Source organism: Phyllobacterium myrsinacearum (genome assembly GCF_002980555.1).
GTDB lineage: Bacteria > Pseudomonadota > Alphaproteobacteria > Rhizobiales > Rhizobiaceae > Phyllobacterium > Phyllobacterium myrsinacearum.
Window position 1 is genome coordinate 59,901 of record NZ_PVBT01000006.1, and the last position, 19,538, is coordinate 79,438.

The following is a 19,538-nucleotide window of genomic DNA, read 5'->3' on the forward strand; positions in this document are numbered from 1 at the left end:
CGTCAGTGCTGGTGGCTCATGGCTCCGGCGCGCACGATCAGCCCATCATCCAGCTCAAGCGAACCATCCTCAAACGGCGTGAGAAGCTCGGGCTTGATGAACTCACCATCAAACAGCGCCATGGATATGGCCTTGACGTCGCGGTCTTCAGGATCGACCAGGCTCAGCACAAGTTCCGAACCATCGTCGACAATGTGCTTCAGCTCGGCTGCCGTGGCCGGCCCGCTGTCGATCACCACCAGATCATAGGCCGACTGCAAGGCATTGAGGATCATCGGCAGGCGCCCGATGGATTGCATGGCCTTGACGGGGTCATGGGTGCCGAGGGGGATGAGTTCGGCCTGCGAATAATGGTCGGCATGAATGACTTCGCTGAACGACCGCTCATTGGCCAGAAGATCGGTCATTCCGGCAAGGTTCTGGCCATCCAGCATGGAACGGCCGATTTCACCCGATCCGGTCATATCGATCAGAACAATCCGCACGCCACGGTCGGCAAGTTCCCGCACCAGCAATATGGTCAGCGCAGAGGCCTCATCCCCTTCCGGCGACACGACGACCGCGCGCGCGGCACCGCTTGCCATCAGGCGGTCGGCAACACCTGCAATACCGGAATGGTCGGTATGATGATCGGGACTTTGCGCGGACGGCACTGCCCGAACCGGCGCAGCAACCGGCAATGGCGTAAATACCGGTGCAGCAACCGGCAATGGCTCGGCATGCACGGGCTTGCTGCTGTCAACCGGCGGCACAAGCGCTGGCGCCACTTTCGGGAGAGCAACCACTTTGGGTTCCGCCGCACCGCCATCTGGAATGGCCGTGTGTGCAGGACGTAAGGCCCGGCCGCTGAACAAAGCGCTGAGCAGCGTGCCGATGCTGAGGATCAGCAGCGAGGCGACAAAGGCCGCGCCGGTCATCGGGAGAACCTTGGGGAAATAGGGCTCAACCGGCTTATCGGCGCGGGAGAAGATGCGGACATCGGCGGGCAGATAGCCGCGATCCGTGCGCGAGGACGCCTCGCGGTAGCGGGTCAGGTATGATTCGAGCAGCTGGCGCTGTGCCGCAGCCTCGCGCTCCAATGCCCGCAATTCCACTTCCTCTTCACCGGCCTTGGATGATTGCGCCTTCAAGCCGTTGAGGGTCCGCGTCAGTTCAGACTCGCGCAGGCGGGCCGTTTCCGCTTCGTTTTCAAGGCTGCCAAGCACTTTGCGGGCTTCCAGCCGGATCTGCTGATCGAGATCGGCCAGCTGCGACCGCAAAGCCTTGATGCGCGGATGACCGCTCAGCAGGGATGCAGACAGATCGGCAATATCATTGTTGAGCTGAACCTGGCGTTCACGCAGCCGCTGGATCAGCGGCGACGCCATCACATCGGGCAGCGTTTCAACCGGTGCGCCCTTGGCAAGAGCCGTGCGCACGCTGGCGGCCTTGGCCTCGCTGGCAGCCTTGTTGGCACGCACGCGCGACAATTCCGACGACAGTTCAGACAGCTGCTGCGTTGCCAGCACCGCATTGTTCTGGCCAATCAGCAGGTCCGACGAGCTGCGATAGGCGGCAACCTTGGCTTCGGCATCCTTCACCCGCTTGCTCAGATCGGCAATTTCGGGCTCGAGCCAGCCGGTGGCATCGGCATTGGACTGGGATTTCGACGCCTGCTGCGTTGCCACATATTCATCGGCGATGGCATTGGGCACGGCAGCGGACAGCGCGGGGTCCTTGGAGGAAAACTGGATGACGATGACACGCGAATTCTGAACGCTGTAAACCACCAGGCGATCACGCACGGCCTGCAGGATGTAATCGTCGCGCGCCGTGGTATCGGGATCGGCAGCCAGGCCAAGCTTTGCCAGGATGCGAATCAGCACCGAGGGATCGGCACCGGCCGCCAGTTCGGCATTGCTGCCCAGATCGAGCTTGGTGATCACCCGCTTCAACAGGTCGGAAGAACCGATAAGCTCCACCTGGCTCTTGATTCCCTCCTGGTCGAGAATCGGCCGATCGTCGCCCTGCTCGCCGCTGGGTCGGGTAAACACGGATTCGCGCGTCTCGATGAGAATGCGCGTTTCCGCCCGGTATTTGGGCGAAATAAGCGAAAGAACCAGGAATGCCGCCAGCGTCAGAAGGATGGCACCCAGCAGCACGCGCGCCCTGTTGCGCCACAAACTGGCAAACAGTGCACCAACGTCAATATCCACGTCACTATCGACAGAGCCAGCCCGAGGCATTCCCCACTCCACTTTGAATGCCGCAATGGTAAAGACCTATGGTAACCAGCGGGTTAAAATATCCGGCACACTCAAGAAGACAGCACAACAAAAGTGCATGCGCAGTTTACCAGCCATTAACCCTAATGAACTGATAATCCCGCTCAGAGTCGAGCGAATTCGTCGCCATTGTTGCAAGGGTTTTTACGGTGTTCAGCAAGCAAATCTTTCTGGTCGCGATCAGCGTTGTGTCGATGACACTTGGCGGCTGCGCCAGTTATCGCCCTGCCCCTGCGGCATTCCATGCAGCCATCAACAAACCCTATCTGCTCGATGCGGGCGACCGGGTGCGCCTGACTGTCTTCGAACAGGAAGGCTTGACCAACACCTACAGCGTCGACCAGGCCGGTTATATCTCGGTACCGCTGATCGGCAGCGTGCCTGCCCGCGGCAAGACAATCCAGCAGATCGAGGCCGCCGTGGCAGCCAAGCTGCGCAAGGGCTATTTGCGCGATCCGGACGTCGCCGTCGAAGTCGACCGGTACCGGCCGGTCTTCGTCATGGGCGAAGTGGGTGCCGCCGGGCAGTACTCCTATGTTCCCGGCATGACCGCCCAGAAGGCGATAGCCGCAGCTGGCGGTTTCAGCCCCCGTGCCAATCAGGGGGACGTGGATATCACCCGCCAGCTCAATGGCGAGATCCTCACCGGCCGCGTGACGATTTCCGATCCTGTCCTGCCCGGCGATACCGTCTATGTGCGCGAGCGCTTCTTCTGATCGCGGGAAATGAGCGACAGGCGATCCCTTCGTATTGTTCACTGCTTTCGCGCACCTGTCGGGGGAATATTCCGGCACGTGCGCGATCTCGTTGATGCCCAGGTCAAGGCCGGCCATCAGGTCGGCGTTGTCTGCGACGCCTCGACCGGCGGCGACTTCGAAGAAACCTTGCTGGCGAGTATGCGGGACAAGCTGGCCCTGGGGCTGAAACGCATTGCCATGCAGCGGCAGATCGGTCCGGGCGACCTGATTGCGGCCGTGCGCACCCGCAGCACATTCAAAGCCATGCAGCCGGACATCCTGCATGGTCACGGCGCCAAGGGCGGCATCTACGCCAGACTATCCGGCTCGCTGCTGCGCCTTTCGGGCAAGCGCGTTGCGCGGTTTTACTCCCCGCATGGCGGCAGCCTGCACTATGCCCCCTCCGCAATGGCGGGCCGCGTGATCTTTCGCATCGAGCGGTTCATGGAGGGGATGACCGACCGGATCATCTTTGTCTCGGCGTTCGAGCGTGACACCTACATCAGCAAGGTCGGTGCGCCGCGCTGCACATCCGCACTGATCTACAATGGTCTGGCGGATGGCGAGTTCGAACCCGTGCAGCCGGACACGAATACAGCCGATTTCCTGTTCATCGGCGAACTGCGCACCCTGAAAGGGCCGGACCTTTTCATCGACGCCCTGGCGGGCGCGGGCAGAATGGGCGGACCGCCGCCGACCGCCGTCATGGTCGGTGACGGCGGTGAGCGCGATCAGCTTGTCCGGCAGGCCGAAGCGGCGGGAATCGGCGCCCAGATCAGGTTCCTGCCGCCCATGCAGGCACGCGCGGCATTTCGTCTTGCCCGGACGGTGGTCATCCCGTCCCGCGCCGAGGCGCTGCCCTATATTGTCCTGGAAGCACTGGCTGCCGGGCGGCCCGTCATCGTCAGCCGTGTCGGCGGCATTCCGGAGATCGTGGGCGATCACTCCGCGGCCCTTGTGCAGCCGGATGCGCAGGCCCTTGCCCGCAAGATGGCGGCTGTCCTCGGCGATCCCGCCGCCCATGCAGCGGCCCTTCCCAACCCCGGCCAGATCAGACAAAGATTCAGCATCGGCGGCATGGCAACACGGCTTGAAAACGAATATTTCGCCGCGCTGAATGAATAGGGTCCAGGGCCTGTCCAAAAGCATTTTTCAGGCAAGCATTTTTTAGCTCATCCGTGATATGACGGATCAATCGAACTCTTCAAGGTGCCGTATGAAAGACAGAAAAGGGGAAACCAGGTTCTCTCGGGATGCCGTGCGCAATCTTGCCGCCGACAACGCGGCAAAACCTGCCGATAAAGCCACACTCAGCCCTGTCGCCTACCAGATTGCCTCGCAATATGCGCGCAACAGCAATTCACCCGTCATGATCAGCGGCATCATGCGGATCGTGGAATTCCTGATCATCCTCGTGACCGGCATGACGGTCTTCCTGATGTATGTCGGCCCGCATCAGGGAACCGGCTTCAGCTATTTCTTCGCCATTCTGGTGACCGCTATTGTCGGCGTTCTCGTCCTGGAGCTTACCGACAGTTACCAGCTTGCGGTGATGCGCAATCCCTTCACCCGGTTCGGGCGCCTGCTGATGGCATGGTCCGGCACATTCGCCCTGATGGCGCTGGCTGCGTTTTTTCTCAAGATCTCGGAAGCCTATTCGCGCATATGGCTCGGCGCCTGGTATGTGTCCGGGCTGATCCTGTTCATTGCCTTTCGCGTGATCATGTCGCGGCTCATCCGCCGCTGGGCCCGCAATGGCAAAATGGAACGCCGCGCCGTCATTGTCGGCGGCGGAAAACCGGCCGAGGATCTGATCCGCTCGATCGAGCAGCAGCCCTACAACGATATCCGCATCTGCGGCGTCTTCGATGACCGGGACGCCAAGCGGTCGCCGCCCGTCGTCGCGGGCTATCCGAAGCTCGGCAACATTTCCGAGCTGATCGAGTTCGCGCGCATCGCCCATATCGACATGCTCATCGTCTCGCTGCCGATCACGGCGGAAGAGCGCGTTCTGGCGCTTCTCAAAAAACTCTGGGTCCTGCCGGTGGATATCCGGCTGTCGGCCCACAACAATCACCTGCAGTTCCGCCCGCGCGCCTATTCCTACATCGGCTCGGTCGCCATGATCGATCTGTTCGACAAGCCCATCAACGATTGGGATTCCGTGGCGAAACGGGCTTTTGATATCGTCTTCAGCCTGTTCGGCATCCTTGTCTTCAGTCCGTTCATGCTGGCGACCGCCATCGCCATCCGGCTGGAGAGCAAGGGCTCGGTCATTTTCAAGCAGCAGCGGCACGGCTTCAACAATGAAGTCATTGAAGTCTGGAAATTCCGCTCGATGTATACGGAAATGTGCGACCCGACGGCGCGCAACGCGGTGGTGAAAAACGACCCGCGCGTCACCAAGGTCGGGCGCATCATCCGCAAGACGTCCATCGATGAATTGCCGCAGTTTTTCAATGCGCTGATGGGAACGCTCTCACTCGTCGGCCCCCGGCCCCACGCCATATCGGCCCATACCCACAATCTGCTCTACAATGAGGTCGTGGACGGATATTTCGCCCGCCACCGGGTGAAACCGGGCGTGACCGGCTGGGCGCAGATCAATGGCTGGCGCGGTGAAATCGACACGGAAGACAAGATCAAGATGCGGACGGAGTTCGATCTCTACTACATCGAAAACTGGTCCTTGTGGTTCGATCTGAAAATCCTGTTCCTGACACCCGTCCGCCTGCTCAACACGGATAATGCCTATTGAGCGCCACCGCCAATCCCGCTGATTCAGCCCGTATCGAGCGGGCCGTCCGGAACCGCGCGCTGATCCGCATGGTTTCGATGACAGCCGTCGGTTTCGGCGTTTTCCTCAGCGGTTTCGTGATCAATGAACCCGCGCCTTATGAATTGTACATGGCCGCGCTGATCGCGGTCTGGGCGCTCTTCGGTCTGCGCTTCTCGCGCAGCACCGTCGTTCTCCTGGCGACGCTGGTGCTGTTCAATCTTGGCGGGTGGCTGTCCGTGGCGCAGATGGCCGACCTGAAGACCGCGCCCATGTATATGGCCGTGTCGCTGTTTCTCGCGCTCACATCCGTGTTCTTTGCGGCAATCGTCGAAGGCAACCACCGCATCCTGCAGGCGATCTTCAACGGCTATCTGATCGCGGCGGTCTGTACGACCATGCTGGGGTTACTCGGCTATTTCAACGCCTTCCCGGGCGCGGAGGTTTTCACGCGTTATGGCCGCGCGATGGGCGCCTTCAAGGACCCCAACGTCTTCGGCCCCTTCCTGATCCTGCCGATTGCCTGGCTGGTGCATGGCATACTGGTGGGCAATCTGCGGACGCTGCCGCTGCGCCTTGTGCCTACGCTCATCCTCACCCTTGGCGTTTTCCTGTCCTTTTCCCGCGCGGCATGGGGCATGGCCGTGCTGGTCATCGCCGGCCTTGCGCTTGCACTGTTCATCCGCAGCCCGAGCCGCCTCTTCCGCATCAGGATCATTCTGCTTGCCGGGCTGGCTGTCGCGGTTCTTCTCGTCGCCATTGTCATCGCGCTGCAGATTCCCAGCGTCTCGGAACTGTTCTTTGCGCGGGCGCAGCTGGTGCAGGAGTATGACAATGCCCAGTTTGGCCGTTTTGCCCGCCACTGGTACGGCCTGCTGATGTCGGTCGACCACCCCCTCGGCATCGGTCCGCTGGAGTTCGGGCCCATTTATGGCGAAGACACCCACAATATCTGGCTGAAGGCAGCGCTCGATTATGGCTGGACCGGTTTCGTCAGCTACCTCACCCTGACGATGCTGACCCTGGGGCTTGGCCTGCGCATCCTGTTTCGCGACAGGCCGTGGCAGCCCTTCCTGCTGTGCGCTTACCTGACCTATCTCTCGCATGTGGCCATCGGCAATGTCATCGATACCGATCACTGGCGGCATTTCTACATCCTTGTGGGTATCATCTGGGGATGTGTCGCGCTGGAAGCCCGACACGCGCGAACGCCTGCCGTATCCAAAGCAATAATGTAAAACTGTCGCAATATGTTCTACTTGAACGCATTTTGTTCTTATGAGTTTCAATAATATGTTTAATACGGATAAATAAATTGGAACAACAAACCGATAATCACTTATAATATATTTCCAATACCACCCCAGTGCGTTACCTTGAGAAAGACGCAATTTTAACGTAACATCAGGTGGTTAAATCAAATTTCTCATATGAGTGGAATTTATAAACTACCGGTTGCATCCAACACATAAGAATAATGGGTGGAAATGGTCATTGACGTTTTTAGACACCGATAATCCGAACTATTCAAAAGCCGATGGCGAACTCATGCAGCAAGCGCTGGACGAGGCTGCAAGGGTGTTGAAAATCGAAGACGACAACGATCCGGAATGGAAAATCCTGGCGCGTTTTGTCCGTGCCGCCTTCATCATCGGCAACAGGGATGTCGAGGCGATGGCTGGATTTGCCGTGGATGCGGTGCTTGTCCGGCGCAAGGCCGCCGAGAGCACGATCCGTTCTACCCCCGGAAATTACCGATAAACTGGCGGAACGCCGCCGAGGTCGCACCGCTGAACATTTCGGCGGGCGAACCTGCGCAGTCAATCAGCCCCTCGCGCATGAACACGACGCGGTTGGAAACGTCGCGGGCAAAATTCATTTCATGGGTCACGACGAGCATCGTCATCCCCTCCTCCGCCAGCGCGCGCATCACCCGCAGCACTTCGCCGACCAGTTCGGGATCGAGCGCCGAGGTGGGTTCGTCAAACAGCATGACCTTCGGCTTCATCGCCAGGGAGCGGGCAATGGCTGCGCGCTGCTGCTGACCGCCGGACAGATGCGCCGGATAGGCATGGCGCTTGTCGGCAATCCCGACCTTGACCAGAAGCGCTTCCGCCTCCTCGATGCATTCCGCCCGCGGGCGTTTGAGCACGTGGACGGGACCTTCGATCAGATTTTGCAGGATGGTCATGTGCGACCACAGATTGAACGACTGGAACACCATCCCGAGTTCGGAGCGGATATGGTCCACCTGCTTCGAACTTGCGGGCACGTTCCTGCCGTGCTTGCTGATCATGTTGATGTGTTCGCCATCCACCCAGATCTCGCCTTCATCGGCGATTTCCAGAAGATTGATGCAGCGCAGGAATGTCGACTTGCCCGACCCGCTCGACCCGAGAATCGAGATGACGTCGCCGTCATGGGCTTCGAGCGAAATGCCGCGCAGAACTTCCAGCGGGCCGAATTTCTTGCGGATATTGCGCACGGAAAGCCGGTTGACGGTCGTTGCGGCGGCGGAAGGTTCATGCACCATGACAAAAATTCCTTACGGCAAACGCGGAACGGCGCGCCGATGCTGGGAAAGCCTGTGTTCCAGCAGCGCCATGGCCTGCAGAATCAGGAAATTGAGGATGAGATAAATCGCCGCCGCGCACAAAAACACTTCCATGGTGCGGTAGGTCTGCGAGATCAGCCGCTGCGCCACGCCCGTGACCTCCCAGACCGTCACAAGGCTGGCAAGCGCGGTCGATTTGACCATCATGACGATTTCGGTGGAATAGGCCGGAAGCGCATGGCGGAAAGCGATCGGTCCGATGATCCGCCGGACGAGCAGAAAACCCGACATGCCGATGGAGCGCGCAGCCTCGATCTCCTTGACGGAGACGGCTCGCAGACCGCCGCGAAATATCTCGGCGGTATAACCGGCCGTGCACAGCGCGAGCGAAAGCACGGCGCAGACAAAGGGTTCGCGCAGGAACGGCCAGAGAAAGCTGTAGCGGATGAAGCCGAACTGGCCGAGCCCGTAAAACACCAGGAACATCTGGATCAGCAGCGGCGAGCCGCGGAACACGAAAATATACCCCTTGGCAAAATTGCTGAGGATCGGGTTTCTGGCGACACGCATCCATACCACCAAGAGTGCCAGCAGCCCGCCGAAGAAGATCGACAGGAAAAACAGGGCAAGCGTCATCGGCACAGCTGCCAGCAATGTCCGCATGGTCTGGAGAATGAAGACGAAATCCATGACCGCTCCTCAGGCCTGACCAAGGGAAGACGGCATGGAACGGTTGGCGCGCCGTTCCGCCCGGTTGAACAGCCGGTCCGACAGGCTGGTCAGAACGAGGTAGAGACAGCCGCCGGCAATGAAGAACAGGAAATATTGCCGCGTCGACCCGGCTGCGACCTGGCTGGTGCGCATCAGATCCGCCAGTCCGGTCACGGAGACAAGCGCCGAGTCCTTCAGGCTGAGCTGCCAGACATTGCCGATTCCCGGAATGGCAAAACGCAGCACCTGCGGCGCGATGATGCGGCGAAAGCGTAGGCCGCGATGCATGCCGATGGCCTCCGCGGCCTCCAATTCCCCCTTGGGAATGGCGAGAAAGGCGCCGCGATAGACCTCGGCCTGGTAAGCGCCGGAGATGATGCCGACCGCCAGCGCACCGGCGGCAAAGGACGGCAATCCGAGAAAGCCTTCATAGCCGAGATAGCGCCCGATGGCGGTAACGGCCCCCGATCCGCCGAAATAGATGAGATAGATGATGAGAAGTTCGGGGACACCGCGAAACACCGTCGTATAGGCGTTGCCGAGCGCGCGCAAAACCGCATTTCCCGACAGTTTCGCCCAGGCAACCATGGTGCCGAGAACCGCGCCGAGCAGCAGCGCGGCGATGGTCACGCACAGGGTCATCAGCGCACCGGCGATAAGCAGCCCGCCCCAGCCCTGCTGTCCAAATCCGAGCACCCCGATTATCCACATGCGCCGTGTTCCCGCTCCGCCCGGTTGATCCGGTTTTTCAGAGTATAGGCGGGCATTGCCAGATGCTGCAAATGCCGCGCCTTTCCGGCAATGCCCAGTTCATCCAGAGGGCGTTACCGCCGTGCGGCGATGGTCACGGGCTGACGTCGGTCTTGAACCACTTCATCGACAGGGTCTTGACCGTACCGTCCGCCAGGGCGGCGGTGATGGCCTTGTCGAACATGGCCTTCAAATCCGTGTCGGCCTTGCGGATGCCGAGCCCCTCGCCGATGCCGAAGATCGTACCGCCGAATTCGGGGCCGGTGAAAACCAGCGCGCCATTGGCCTTTTCGAATGTCGTGCCAAAATACACGGCATCGTCGAAGGCAAGATCGATACGGCCGGACTCCAGATCCAGATCGCGTTCCGCACCGGTCTTGTATTCGCGCACGGTGGCGATACTGCCGAAATTGTCGTAGATGAACTTGGCATAGACGGTCGCCGCCTGAATACCGATGGTCTTGCCCTTGAAGGCTGTCTTCATCGCCTCGATTTCGGCAACGCCGGTCTGCCCCGGCGTGAGCTTCAGAACCGAACCGGTTCCGGCCGCATTGGCCAGCGGACTGTCCTTCTGGGTGGCGAAACCGGCATGGGTATTGGCATAGGGGATGGTGAAATCAATGACCTGCTTGCGCTCGTCGGTGATCGACAGCGCATCCATGATGACATCGAATTTTCCGGCGTTGAGCGCCGGAATCATGCCATCCCAATCGGAAGCCACCAGTTTGCACTCGACCTTCATCCCGGCGCACAGATGCGCGGCCAGTTCCGGCTCGAAGCCGCCCAGCGTACCGTCGGGATTGGTGATATTCCAGGGCGCGTAGGCACCCTCCAGCGTGATTGTGACTGTTTTCCAGTCCTTCGCATGGGCCGCTGCAGACATGGACAGCGCGGAAAGCGCCATCGCCCCTGACAGCAAGAGCTTGTGTAGTTTCATCAGCCTTCTCCTCTTGAGGTTGGCACCTGTTGAACCCGTGTTCCCGCACCACGCTGCGGTGGCTTTTGCGCTTTTGTCTTTTGGCAAGTTGTATATGGTACCTTATGACATCTCCTGTGCCGCGCAAGAGGGAAAGTCGCACCGGGAGGCAAATTCCGATCCTGCACAAGGAATGAGCAATAAGGGGCCTGCGATGACCGACGCCATGCTCAAGAAGCAACCTGCCACACGCTATGGTGCGCCGCTTTATGCCCATGTGAAACGGATGATCCTTGGCCGCATTCACAGCGGCGAATGGCCGCCCGAGCATCGTGTTCCCTCGGAGAACGAGCTGGTGGCGCGATGGGGCGTCAGCAAGATGACCGCCAACCGCGCCCTGCGCGAGCTTGCCAGTGAAGGGGAACTGGTGCGCATCCGCGGCGTCGGTTCGTTTGTCGCGGCGCGCAAGGGCCATTCAACCCTGTTCGAAGTGCGCAACATCGCCGACGAGATTATCGAGCGCGGCCATGTCCACAGCGCGTCAGTGGTTCGTCTGGCACGCGAAAACGCCGCCTGCGCCGTCGCCGATGCCCTTGAGCTGCCATCCGGCGCCCCCGTCTTTCACTCGGTGATCGTGCACCGGGAAAACGGCGTTGCCGTGCAGGTCGAGGATCGCTTTGTCAATCCGCGTGCGGCTCCGGACTATCTGGCGCAGGATTTTACGGCGCATACGCCCAACGCCTATCTCAGCGCGATTGCCCCCCTCAGCGGGTCGGAACATATCGTCGAGGCGGCCATGCCGTCGGCGCGCGACTGCAAGCTTCTCGGCCTTGCGCGCAGCGAGCCATGCCTTGCCATCCGCCGCCGGACCTGGTCGGGCGGCACCGTCGTCTCGCTGGTCCATCTGGTCTATCCCGGCACGCGCTACCGGCTGGAATCGCGGACGGGCGCCACGCCGGAGAAGCTTTGACGTACACCGCCAAGCAAAAAAGCCAGACCCGAGGTCTGGCTTTTTGATAACCGATCTATCCAACCAATGATTGATCTGGCGGGATAAATGGTCGGAGCGGCCGGATTCGAACCGACGACCCCTTGACCCCCAGTCAAGTGCGCTACCGGGCTGCGCTACGCTCCGCCGGTGCCGAACCCCTAGAATACTGGGGTTTTTTTGGCAATAGCCGATTTGGAAGAAAAAGAACAAACTGCACACAAATGCACGGCATGGCTGTTTTCAGTACAGGAAGTCCCACGGATTTCTTTACCTTCCCCATCCTTCCCTCATACTCGCCGCGCTAAACGGGATGATTCGAATGCGGAATTCGGATTTCATTTTGGAGGATTCTGATGTTGATCGATTTCCAGGGCCGCTATATCGAGAAAGCGGCCCTCGTCGTTATGCACTATCAAGCCGACGTGTTTGCAATCCTGTTCGGGGAGCAGCCATCGCCCTTGCTGGACCGGTGCAACGGCCTGATCAGGCGCTGGCGCGCCACCGGACGGCCGTTGCTGTTCCCCAACTTTTCGTTGGGTGAAGCCTATGAACACGCACCGCCGCCGAGCAACCGTCAGATTTCGCCCTATATATCGTCCGGACATTTTCGCACCGGCCGCCCCGTTGCGGGACTTGCGATCGAACCGGGTGATCTTTTCTATGCATGTCCGCGGGCCAGCGTTTTTCATGGCACATCGCTCGACGCCGATCTTCGGACACGCGGTGTAAGCACCCTTGTCATGGCCGGGATAAGCACCACCGGCGTCGTTCTGTCCAGCGTCACCTGGGCCAGCGATGCGGACTACGATGTGCGCCTGATTGAGGACTGCTGCTATGATCCCGATCAGGAGGCGCATGACGCTCTGTTCCGCTCCGGGTTCGGCGGACGCGTCCAGGCCCACACACTTCAGGAGAAGCCATGTTTGACCATGTGAAATTCGGCGTAAGCGACTATGCAGCCAGCAAAGCGTTCTACCTGAAGGCACTCGAACCGCTCGGTGTCGCTGTCATCGCAGAGGGGACGACACCGGCACAGGGTGCCGAGCTCAGCCCGGAGGGCAAGGCTTCCCTGTGCCTGTACCAAACCGAGGAGAAGCCGGCGCACCTTCATCTGGCGTTCACGGCAGAGAATCGCCAGCAAGTCGATGCATTCTATCGGGGCGCTCTGGCGGCGGGCGGCAAGGACAATGGTGCTCCGGGGCTGCGCCCGCGCTACCACGCGAACTACTATGCCGCTTTCGTCCTTGATCCGGACGGGCACAACATTGAAATGGTTTGCCACAAACCCGAGGCCTGACCGGCGGTCACACGAAGACAGGGCGAGCTGAACCTCCTCGCCCGTCTCAAATCGACTGGGGATGTGCCATATCCGGCTGGATCTATGCTGCGATGGCGTATCGCTTCTTTCCCGCAGCTTTTGCCTGGTACAGGGCCCTGTCGGCCTTATCCAGTAAAACGCCGGCCGCATGTCCGTGCCGCGGCGCAATGGCAATGCCCATGCTGGAGCCCACTTCCACGCAGCTGCCGGCATTCAAGCGGATGCGCGCACCTATGTTTTCAGAAATTGATGCCGCAAACGCCGTCAGCTCCTGCTCGTCGCCGCTTGCTTTCACGATGACAAACTCATCGCCGCCAATGCGTGCCGCTGCATCGTCAGGCCCGAGATTGGACAATATCCTGCGCGACACCTCAAACAGGACCTCGTCGCCACTTGCATGGCCGTATTGATCGTTTACGAGCTTGAACCCATCCAGATCGAGGTAAAGCACGGCAAAGCCTGTCTGATCCCGCTGCAGCGCAGGCAACCGGTCATTGATGTGCGCCAGCAAACCGGTGCGGTTCAGCAATCCCGTCAGGGCATCTTCATTTGCCCGGCGCTCATTTTCGCGTTCGGCCAGCTTTGTCGCGATCAGCATCGCGTTCAGCTTATGCGAGGCCATGGCCATGCTGATGAGATAGAGCGGAATTTGCAGCAGCGTGACATATAGGATTGGCTCGCCAGACATCGCTCCACCGAGGCAAGCCGGTCCAAGGCTTAAGATGATCATGACAGAGGCAAGACGCGGCGCGCCGAAATTGCGAAAGCAGATGCCTCCCACCATGGCGCCGGCAGACAGGCAGGCGAGCGTTGCCGCAACCCAATCCCCGCTCATCATGCTGATGAAACAGCCGTAACCGACAGCGCCCGACCAGGCCAAGGCCAGCAAAATATAAATGTCGGTCGGCGTGGCTTTGCCCGCTTTGGCATTCCTGTGGCTTATAAGCAGCACCACGAGCCTCATGCTGCAAATCAGCAATTCACAGCCCAGCCAGAAGATGAATTCCGGCCGCGGTATCCTGTAAGCAATGAATGCCGACACCAGAATTGTGTTGATCACCCCTCCGGCAAAGATCGGAAGGGTCCCGAACAGGCTCGCAATCAATTCCGATCGAATGTAACCAGGCACATTGGATCCAGCATCGGCCAACCAGCGTGTCAGACGCCATCTTGGTACACTGAATCCTGAAATTTCCTCGCGCATAGACCACCCGCTCCTTTGTCGAAAAGATGCCTAGCGAAGAGTCGTCAAGAATTAGAGAATCCCGTGACGCTTCCCAACTGGATAGTTAGCGTCAGGACCCATTAATATGATCGAAATGGCGCCTGAAACGGCAAGAAGATGCGAGGAGAGATGCGAAGGGCGGGGTCTTCCCCCCGACCGAGCAGCTCGACACTGCAGCTTGCAGCCGTTTCGGCGTCCGTAGGATACGGTCCATTTGCCCGGCTCCATCGTCGCAAAGGACTTGAGAATGGATAAACATTCCCATCGCCTTTGCTCCTTGTATCCAAACAAATGGCCGCGTACCATTTCGACCAGATTAATAGGTCCTGACCCTAGGAATGCCTTAAGATGGGAACAGCGATCCTGATGAGCGGGCATCATCGCATCGGCAACGGATTTTCGGACCACGAGGGATCGCCTGCCGGATTTGCGGACCAAAACCGGATACCCGTGAAATCAATCGACTGCACATTGTCCGGCAGGGCATCGCGATAAATGCCAAAGCGCGGCTGGACGTCGATGAACGGGCGGCCGGAACTATCGCGGGCTCCGTGATCGGGATAGCCGAGAAGCCCGGTATAGGGATCGCAACCGCGTCCGTTGAGCCAGACCTCTACCTGGCTCGCGCCTTCCTTTAGACTTGGCTTGATCATGACCTTCACATCATTCCAGTGCTCCAGGTCCAGATGCCATGGACCGCATATTATTCTGGATTCCCCAAGGTTGCAGTCAGTGGTTCCGCGCACCTTGACCAGGAAATCCGCCCCCGTGGCCGACGGGCGGGCCTCGACCTTGAACAGGGGATTGGCGGCGGGACACGCCCCTTGCGGCTTCTCGTCGCCCGCCTGAATGTTCTGTTTTACCTGATGGATGACCGTCCGGTTGCCGATGCCCTGCCAGGGGCGTTCAAGACGGAACCGGAAGCGGTACCAGGTCGGCTCATCGAATTTGATGACTTCCTTTCGCATCTGGATTTCCACGCGTTCCGTCGATTTTTCGTCGGACTCCCTTTCAACGGCGTCACCCGGATGCACGGCGAGGCGCAACACTGGCTCGGACGAAGAAGCAGCGCCGGCATCACAGGACAAGCGTGACCGCCATGCCCCCTGATCCAATTTCTTGCTGATCTTCCACAGGCTTGGGGGATGCTGCGGATCGGGCGCGCACACCTCGGCAAGATCGCCTGACAGGGGCGGAGCCGCCTCCTGCGCCGTGGCAGACCCCGCAACCATGAAGCTCAGGCTGAAGAAAACACAAGCTATCCGCGAAAGACGTGCGTTCACGAAACGAACTCCCCCTGTTCCATATCCTCTCATTCCCCTTCGTCATAAGCTGCAATCCCAATGGCAACATGACACAAAAGCATCAGCCTGTGTAAATCTGTAGATTGCCTGGGCTGAATGGCCGGGTGCAGGCAGTTTGCCTGCGACGATTGCCCTCGCTCAGGCAAACGTTTGGATTGCAGGGTGTTGAAACCGGCGCAGGGTGGCGCCGAGCTGCTCGAACTCCTGTATCCGGGGATCGCTGCGCCGCCAGGCCAGAACAATGGTGCGCGCATATTCACTGCCCCGCAGCGGCAGGTAGCGCAGCCCATGCACTTCGCTTTCCGCCAGGACGGGCAACAGCGTGCACCCCTCACCCGCGGCAACCATGTATTTCAGTGTCTCCAGGCTGGTCGCATGCCGGCTGGACGTGTCGATCTCCGCACAGGCGGCAATGGCCTGATCCCGCAGGCAGTGCCCTTCCTCCAGCAGCAGCCGCTCATGGGCGGACAGGTCCTGCCATCCGGCGGCGCCGGACAGGGTCGCCGCATGTCCCTCGGGGCAGGCCATGACGAACGGCTCGTGAAACAGCGGGATTTCGCACAATGCCGGTTCTCCCGTTGGTGTCGACATGAGCACGGCGTCAAGGTCGCCGCGCAGCAGGGCCGTGACGAGATCACCGGTACGCCCTTCCCCCAGCACAAGGGCAAGCGCCGGGTAGTGCGCGCGCAAGCTCTGGAGAATGCGCGGGAAATAATAGGGCCCAAGCGTGGCGATGGCCGACAGGCGCAGCGTGCCGCCAAAAGCTTCCCCGGAACGGACGGAGAGCTCCAGCAACCGTCCCGCCTCGCCCACCACACGGCGCATCTGCCCGATCAGTTCCTGCCCCTGCGGCGTAACGATCACCCGCCGCGTCGTGCGCTCGAAGAGAACTGTCTTGAGCCGTGCCTCGAGCTTGCCGACCTGAACCGATAGCGAGGGTTGCGCAACCCGGCACCGTTCGGCCGCCTTGCCGAAGCTGCCGAGGTCGGCAACCGCAATGGCGTATTCCAGATCACGCAGCGACAGGCCGGACAGAGTCATGGCGGTGATATCCCTTTTCCGTGCAGCCAGCGCCGCAAATAGTGCCGCAGACACCGGCCTGCGGTCAATTCATAGTTTATATCTATGAGAATATGGCATTTATTGTATTATGCCAATGTATGTGCGCACGATATATGAAACAGGCCTGATATGGCGCGCATAAGCGGCGCCCAGGGCAGAGACGCCGGGCCGGACAATGGTCAGGGCATTTTCCGTTACGTGAAGGAACGTATGATGACAACGAACGAGCAGATACCGGTCAAGGAGATGGAAGTCGCCGCCACACTCAAAGCGCTGAATACGGCCCTGTCGGAAGCGGGCGTTGAGGCGGACAAGATCATCTCGATCCATTTCGTCCTTGGGGTCAAGGCGACGGTCGGACAGCCGATCGAAGACAAATACCGGGTCCATTACCGCAGTTGAATGAACGGAATGCTCCGGCAGCGCCGGTCTTGGCATATGACGGCTTGATTGTGACAAACGCCTTTGGCAAGTCAGCTTCGCTTGAGCAACCCAAGCAACGGGGTCCAGTGTGCGTGCCTGCTTTTCACAAGGTGCTGCGCTGGGCCTCGCCTTGCATGGGCACGTGAGCCGTGCGCCAGCAGCGGTCTTGTCCCGGGTACAATCGTTTACTTGCCCAGCACCGCAACCCTGTCCAGGGCCTCGGCGAACCCTTTCAGCGATACGCTCAGCGTCACCGGCTTGTTGTCGACGCTGGCAACCGCATTGATCTTCAGCGCCTGCCCCTTGCGCAATGCTGCCAGCTTCGCCGCATCGAATGACAGCGGAACGATACAACCGATCGGCAGGCAGGTTTTGAACGGCAAGGTCGCATCCGGCTTGCCGTCGTCGACCTGCAGGGTTGCACCCGATGCCAGCGCCAGACCGAAGGGCAGCACCAGATTGCCCGCGGCATTCTTTTCGCCCTGAATCGCCAACTCGATGTTCAGAACGAGCTGGCCATTCTGCTGCGACTGCTGTTGTGAAAAGGCGCAATGCTTGGCCGCTTCCTGCTGTACGCAGGCAACGCGCCAATCCTGGAATGTCTCCTGTATCGAGGAGGCCCCGCCCGGAAGGGCGGAGGCCGGAGCCTGCGCATAGGCCTGACCGCACATAAGGAGGGTGCCTGCCAGAAGTCCTAATCGCTTTATCATACTGTTACCACTTGATCCTGAAACCGGTCGTTCCATTCAAGCTATAGCTATCGCCGAAATTGGCAAGACTGGTATTCACGGAAACCTCGCCGTAAATCGAATATTTGTCATCGGCCCAGTTGAAGCTGCCGCCAGCCCCGATACCGCCCCAGAGGCGCTCGTTGCCGCTGACAAACTTGGTTGTAGAAACATCAACCTGTGTGCCGTTGAGGAATTCGTAGTAGAGGTTCGCGATACCGTAGACATTGGTGCGTGCCATTCTGCCGGACTTGTCGGCCCAGGCATTCTGGTAATTGGCGGCAAGACCAAGGCGGCCCTTCAGACTATCGCCGCTGTCCAGCGATATCCGCGCACCGAACGGATCGGTAAAGCGGTCGAAATCCACGGCGGAATAGGACAGCTGGGCCTGTGGCGTCAGTGTCCAATGCTGGTTGAGAGCGATGCGCTGCCCCGCCTCGAGGCTGAAGGCATAGCCGAAGCCGTTATTGCCATCGGCCATGGTCCGCGCCGCCGTATCGGACTTCAGATCACTGTCGAACCATGTCGCCTGGGCCTGGCCGTCGACATAGAAGCCGTTCTGGCCGTACCAGGTGAGCGTGCCGCCGAAACCATAACCATCGGTATCGATGGTGCCTGTCCCGTAAACCGATGAAATATCGGCGGAGACATTGCCGTAATGGACTGTGATGCCGCCGATGAGCGTGCCGGCATCGCTTTCGTACAGCTTTCCGTCAACGCCCGACTGCAGCTTCCAGATGTCATACTTGTAGTCGGTGCCGCTGGTCGACATCTTCGGCTCGGCGGTCATGTGGGCCGCTTCGATGCGGGTCCAGATCGCCCGGCCATCGACGCGGGTCGTTCCTCCGTCCGACGGCAGCGGTTCGGCTTCCGGCGTTCCCGGCCCGTCGCCTTGCGCAATGGCGGCATTTCCGGCGCCCATCCAGTAGCGGTTACCCACACGCTGCTGCAATGTCGGCAGCCCGTTGAGGCCGAGGAGCGTCTGCGCATAGGCCTCGTAAAGCGGAACACCCGGCTGATAAAGCGGTACAACAGGCGGCACCACCGGCGGTACAACAGGCGGAACCACAGGTGGAACAACGGGCGGCGTGAGTGGGTTGGTCAGGCTCGAGCGCAGATACCAGTCGCCATCGGTCGGCGTGGTCACGCCATTCTTGTAGAGCCGGTAGCCATAGGCGCCCGCGACGATCGCCTGCTGACCCTGGAAAACATAATTTCCTGCCAGCGCAAAGGTCGCGTTCGAAGCACCGGCGATATCGACGACTTTAATGCCGTTGACGGTTGCTGCGCCGTTGCCGCCGATATTGGTCACTTTCAGGGTTGACGTACCCTGCGTGTCACCACCGACTTTCACGAGATCGGTCACGGACGAATCGTTGCCAAACACCGTGTTGAGCGCAATCGTACCATTGTTGCTGGTGTAGCCGCCTGACATGGCAAGGACGGTGCCGGGCTTGCCGCCCAATGTTACAAGACCGTCATTGCTCAGCGACTGCACCGACTGATCATAGCCCTTCAGATCGACAGCCGCATTGGCGGCGACAGTATAGGCCGAGGCCGCGCTGAACACATTGGTTCCGCCGGCAACCAGCGTTCCCGCCTTGACCGTTGTCGGCCCGCTGTTGGAGGCGTTGCCGGCAAGAAGCATGGTGCCGGTGCCGTCCTTGGTGATGCTGCCTGCCCCGCTGAGCGGACCGTTCAATGTCAGCGTGGTTCCCGCATCCGTCAGCAGCGTTCCAGTGCTCAGCGTGTTGACCGCCCGCGATGTCGCAATGTCCT

19 protein-coding genes and 1 tRNA gene are annotated in these 19,538 nt (G+C 60.0%); 9 read left to right on the forward strand and 11 right to left on the reverse strand.

Features of this window, described 5'->3' with window-relative positions:
* Positions 1–2: 2 nt before the first annotated feature.
* A complete protein-coding gene (locus tag C5750_RS18695; RefSeq protein ID WP_105735546.1) occupies positions 3–2,225 on the reverse strand; it encodes a GumC family protein in 2,223 nt (740 codons plus the stop codon).
* 233 nt (positions 2,226–2,458) lie between these two features.
* On the opposite strand from C5750_RS18695, the gene C5750_RS18700 reads away from it, so the two are divergent.
* The 5 genes from C5750_RS18700 to C5750_RS18720 all read left to right on the forward strand — a co-directional run bounded on the left by C5750_RS18700 (position 2,459) and on the right by C5750_RS18720 (position 7,538).
* On the forward strand, positions 2,459–2,980 hold the full coding sequence (locus tag C5750_RS18700) for a polysaccharide biosynthesis/export family protein (protein WP_105736126.1): 522 nt from the start codon (positions 2,459–2,461) through the stop codon (positions 2,978–2,980).
* A gap of 9 nt (positions 2,981–2,989) precedes the next feature.
* A complete protein-coding gene (locus tag C5750_RS18705) occupies positions 2,990–4,126 on the forward strand; it encodes a glycosyltransferase family 4 protein (protein WP_105735548.1) in 1,137 nt (378 codons plus the stop codon).
* Between the two features lie 91 nt (positions 4,127–4,217).
* Positions 4,218–5,759, forward strand: a complete 1,542-nt coding sequence (locus C5750_RS18710) for an undecaprenyl-phosphate glucose phosphotransferase (protein ID WP_105735550.1) — start codon at positions 4,218–4,220, stop codon at positions 5,757–5,759.
* The gene (locus C5750_RS18715; protein WP_105735552.1) at positions 5,756–7,015 is read left to right on the forward strand and encodes an O-antigen ligase family protein; all 1,260 of its coding nucleotides are present in this window, start codon (positions 5,756–5,758) and stop codon (positions 7,013–7,015) included. The genes C5750_RS18710 and C5750_RS18715 overlap by 4 nt, the downstream gene beginning before the upstream one ends.
* A 256-nt stretch (positions 7,016–7,271) precedes the next feature.
* A complete protein-coding gene (locus tag C5750_RS18720) occupies positions 7,272–7,538 on the forward strand; it encodes a hypothetical protein (protein WP_105735554.1) in 267 nt (88 codons plus the stop codon).
* Here C5750_RS18720 and C5750_RS18725 read toward each other — a convergent pair.
* The 4 genes from C5750_RS18725 to C5750_RS18740 all read right to left on the reverse strand — a co-directional run bounded on the left by C5750_RS18725 (position 7,516) and on the right by C5750_RS18740 (position 10,729).
* Positions 7,516–8,310 (reverse strand): ABC transporter ATP-binding protein, encoded by a 795-nt coding sequence (locus tag C5750_RS18725; RefSeq protein ID WP_105735556.1) that lies wholly within the window; start codon positions 8,308–8,310, stop codon positions 7,516–7,518. The genes C5750_RS18720 and C5750_RS18725 overlap by 23 nt on opposite strands.
* A gap of 12 nt (positions 8,311–8,322) precedes the next feature.
* Positions 8,323–9,021, reverse strand: coding sequence for an ABC transporter permease (locus C5750_RS18730; protein ID WP_105735558.1), 699 nt, complete (start codon positions 9,019–9,021; stop codon positions 8,323–8,325).
* 9 nt (positions 9,022–9,030) lie between these two features.
* The gene (locus C5750_RS18735; RefSeq protein ID WP_105735560.1) at positions 9,031–9,753 is read right to left on the reverse strand and encodes an ABC transporter permease; all 723 of its coding nucleotides are present in this window, start codon (positions 9,751–9,753) and stop codon (positions 9,031–9,033) included.
* Between the two features lie 133 nt (positions 9,754–9,886).
* Positions 9,887–10,729: a transporter substrate-binding domain-containing protein gene (locus tag C5750_RS18740; RefSeq protein ID WP_105735562.1), complete on the reverse strand. Its 843-nt coding sequence runs from the start codon at positions 10,727–10,729 to the stop codon at positions 9,887–9,889.
* A gap of 193 nt (positions 10,730–10,922) precedes the next feature.
* On the opposite strand from C5750_RS18740, the gene hutC reads away from it, so the two are divergent.
* Positions 10,923–11,678, forward strand: coding sequence for a histidine utilization transcriptional repressor HutC (gene hutC, locus C5750_RS18745; RefSeq protein WP_199538080.1), 756 nt, complete (start codon positions 10,923–10,925; stop codon positions 11,676–11,678).
* Positions 11,679–11,766: 88 nt separating this feature from the next.
* Here hutC and C5750_RS18750 read toward each other — a convergent pair.
* Positions 11,767–11,843, reverse strand: a tRNA-Pro gene (locus C5750_RS18750).
* Positions 11,844–12,052: 209 nt separating this feature from the next.
* Here C5750_RS18750 and C5750_RS18755 point away from each other — a divergent pair.
* Positions 12,053–12,634, forward strand: a complete 582-nt coding sequence (locus C5750_RS18755) for a cysteine hydrolase family protein (protein WP_105735564.1) — start codon at positions 12,053–12,055, stop codon at positions 12,632–12,634.
* Positions 12,619–12,996: a VOC family protein gene (locus C5750_RS18760; RefSeq protein WP_105736130.1), complete on the forward strand. Its 378-nt coding sequence runs from the start codon at positions 12,619–12,621 to the stop codon at positions 12,994–12,996. Before C5750_RS18755 ends, C5750_RS18760 begins: the two co-directional genes overlap by 16 nt.
* Positions 12,997–13,078: 82 nt before the next feature.
* Here C5750_RS18760 and C5750_RS18765 read toward each other — a convergent pair whose 3' ends face one another.
* The 3 genes from C5750_RS18765 to C5750_RS18775 form a co-directional block, all read right to left on the reverse strand.
* A complete protein-coding gene (locus tag C5750_RS18765) occupies positions 13,079–14,221 on the reverse strand; it encodes a GGDEF domain-containing protein (RefSeq protein WP_105735566.1) in 1,143 nt (380 codons plus the stop codon).
* Positions 14,222–14,619: 398 nt separating this feature from the next.
* Positions 14,620–15,525, reverse strand: a complete 906-nt coding sequence (locus C5750_RS18770; RefSeq protein ID WP_158531346.1) for a heparin lyase I family protein — start codon at positions 15,523–15,525, stop codon at positions 14,620–14,622.
* A gap of 159 nt (positions 15,526–15,684) precedes the next feature.
* Positions 15,685–16,587 carry a LysR substrate-binding domain-containing protein gene (locus tag C5750_RS18775; RefSeq protein ID WP_105735570.1) on the reverse strand — a complete coding sequence of 301 codons (903 nt, stop codon included), beginning with the start codon at positions 16,585–16,587 and terminating at the stop codon, positions 15,685–15,687.
* Positions 16,588–16,737: 150 nt separating this feature from the next.
* Between C5750_RS18775 and C5750_RS18780 the strand changes: the two genes are divergently transcribed.
* Positions 16,738–17,010, forward strand: a complete 273-nt coding sequence (locus C5750_RS18780) for a hypothetical protein (RefSeq protein WP_105735572.1) — start codon at positions 16,738–16,740, stop codon at positions 17,008–17,010.
* A gap of 206 nt (positions 17,011–17,216) precedes the next feature.
* Here the strand turns inward: C5750_RS18780 and C5750_RS18785 are convergent, their stop codons facing one another.
* Together C5750_RS18785 and C5750_RS27035 are read right to left on the reverse strand one after the other, a co-directional pair.
* Positions 17,217–17,741, reverse strand: coding sequence for an invasion associated locus B family protein (locus C5750_RS18785; RefSeq protein WP_245421165.1), 525 nt, complete (start codon positions 17,739–17,741; stop codon positions 17,217–17,219).
* 4 nt (positions 17,742–17,745) lie between these two features.
* A complete protein-coding gene (locus C5750_RS27035; RefSeq protein ID WP_425350496.1) occupies positions 17,746–19,461 on the reverse strand; it encodes an autotransporter family protein in 1,716 nt (571 codons plus the stop codon).
* Positions 19,462–19,538 lie beyond the last annotated feature (77 nt).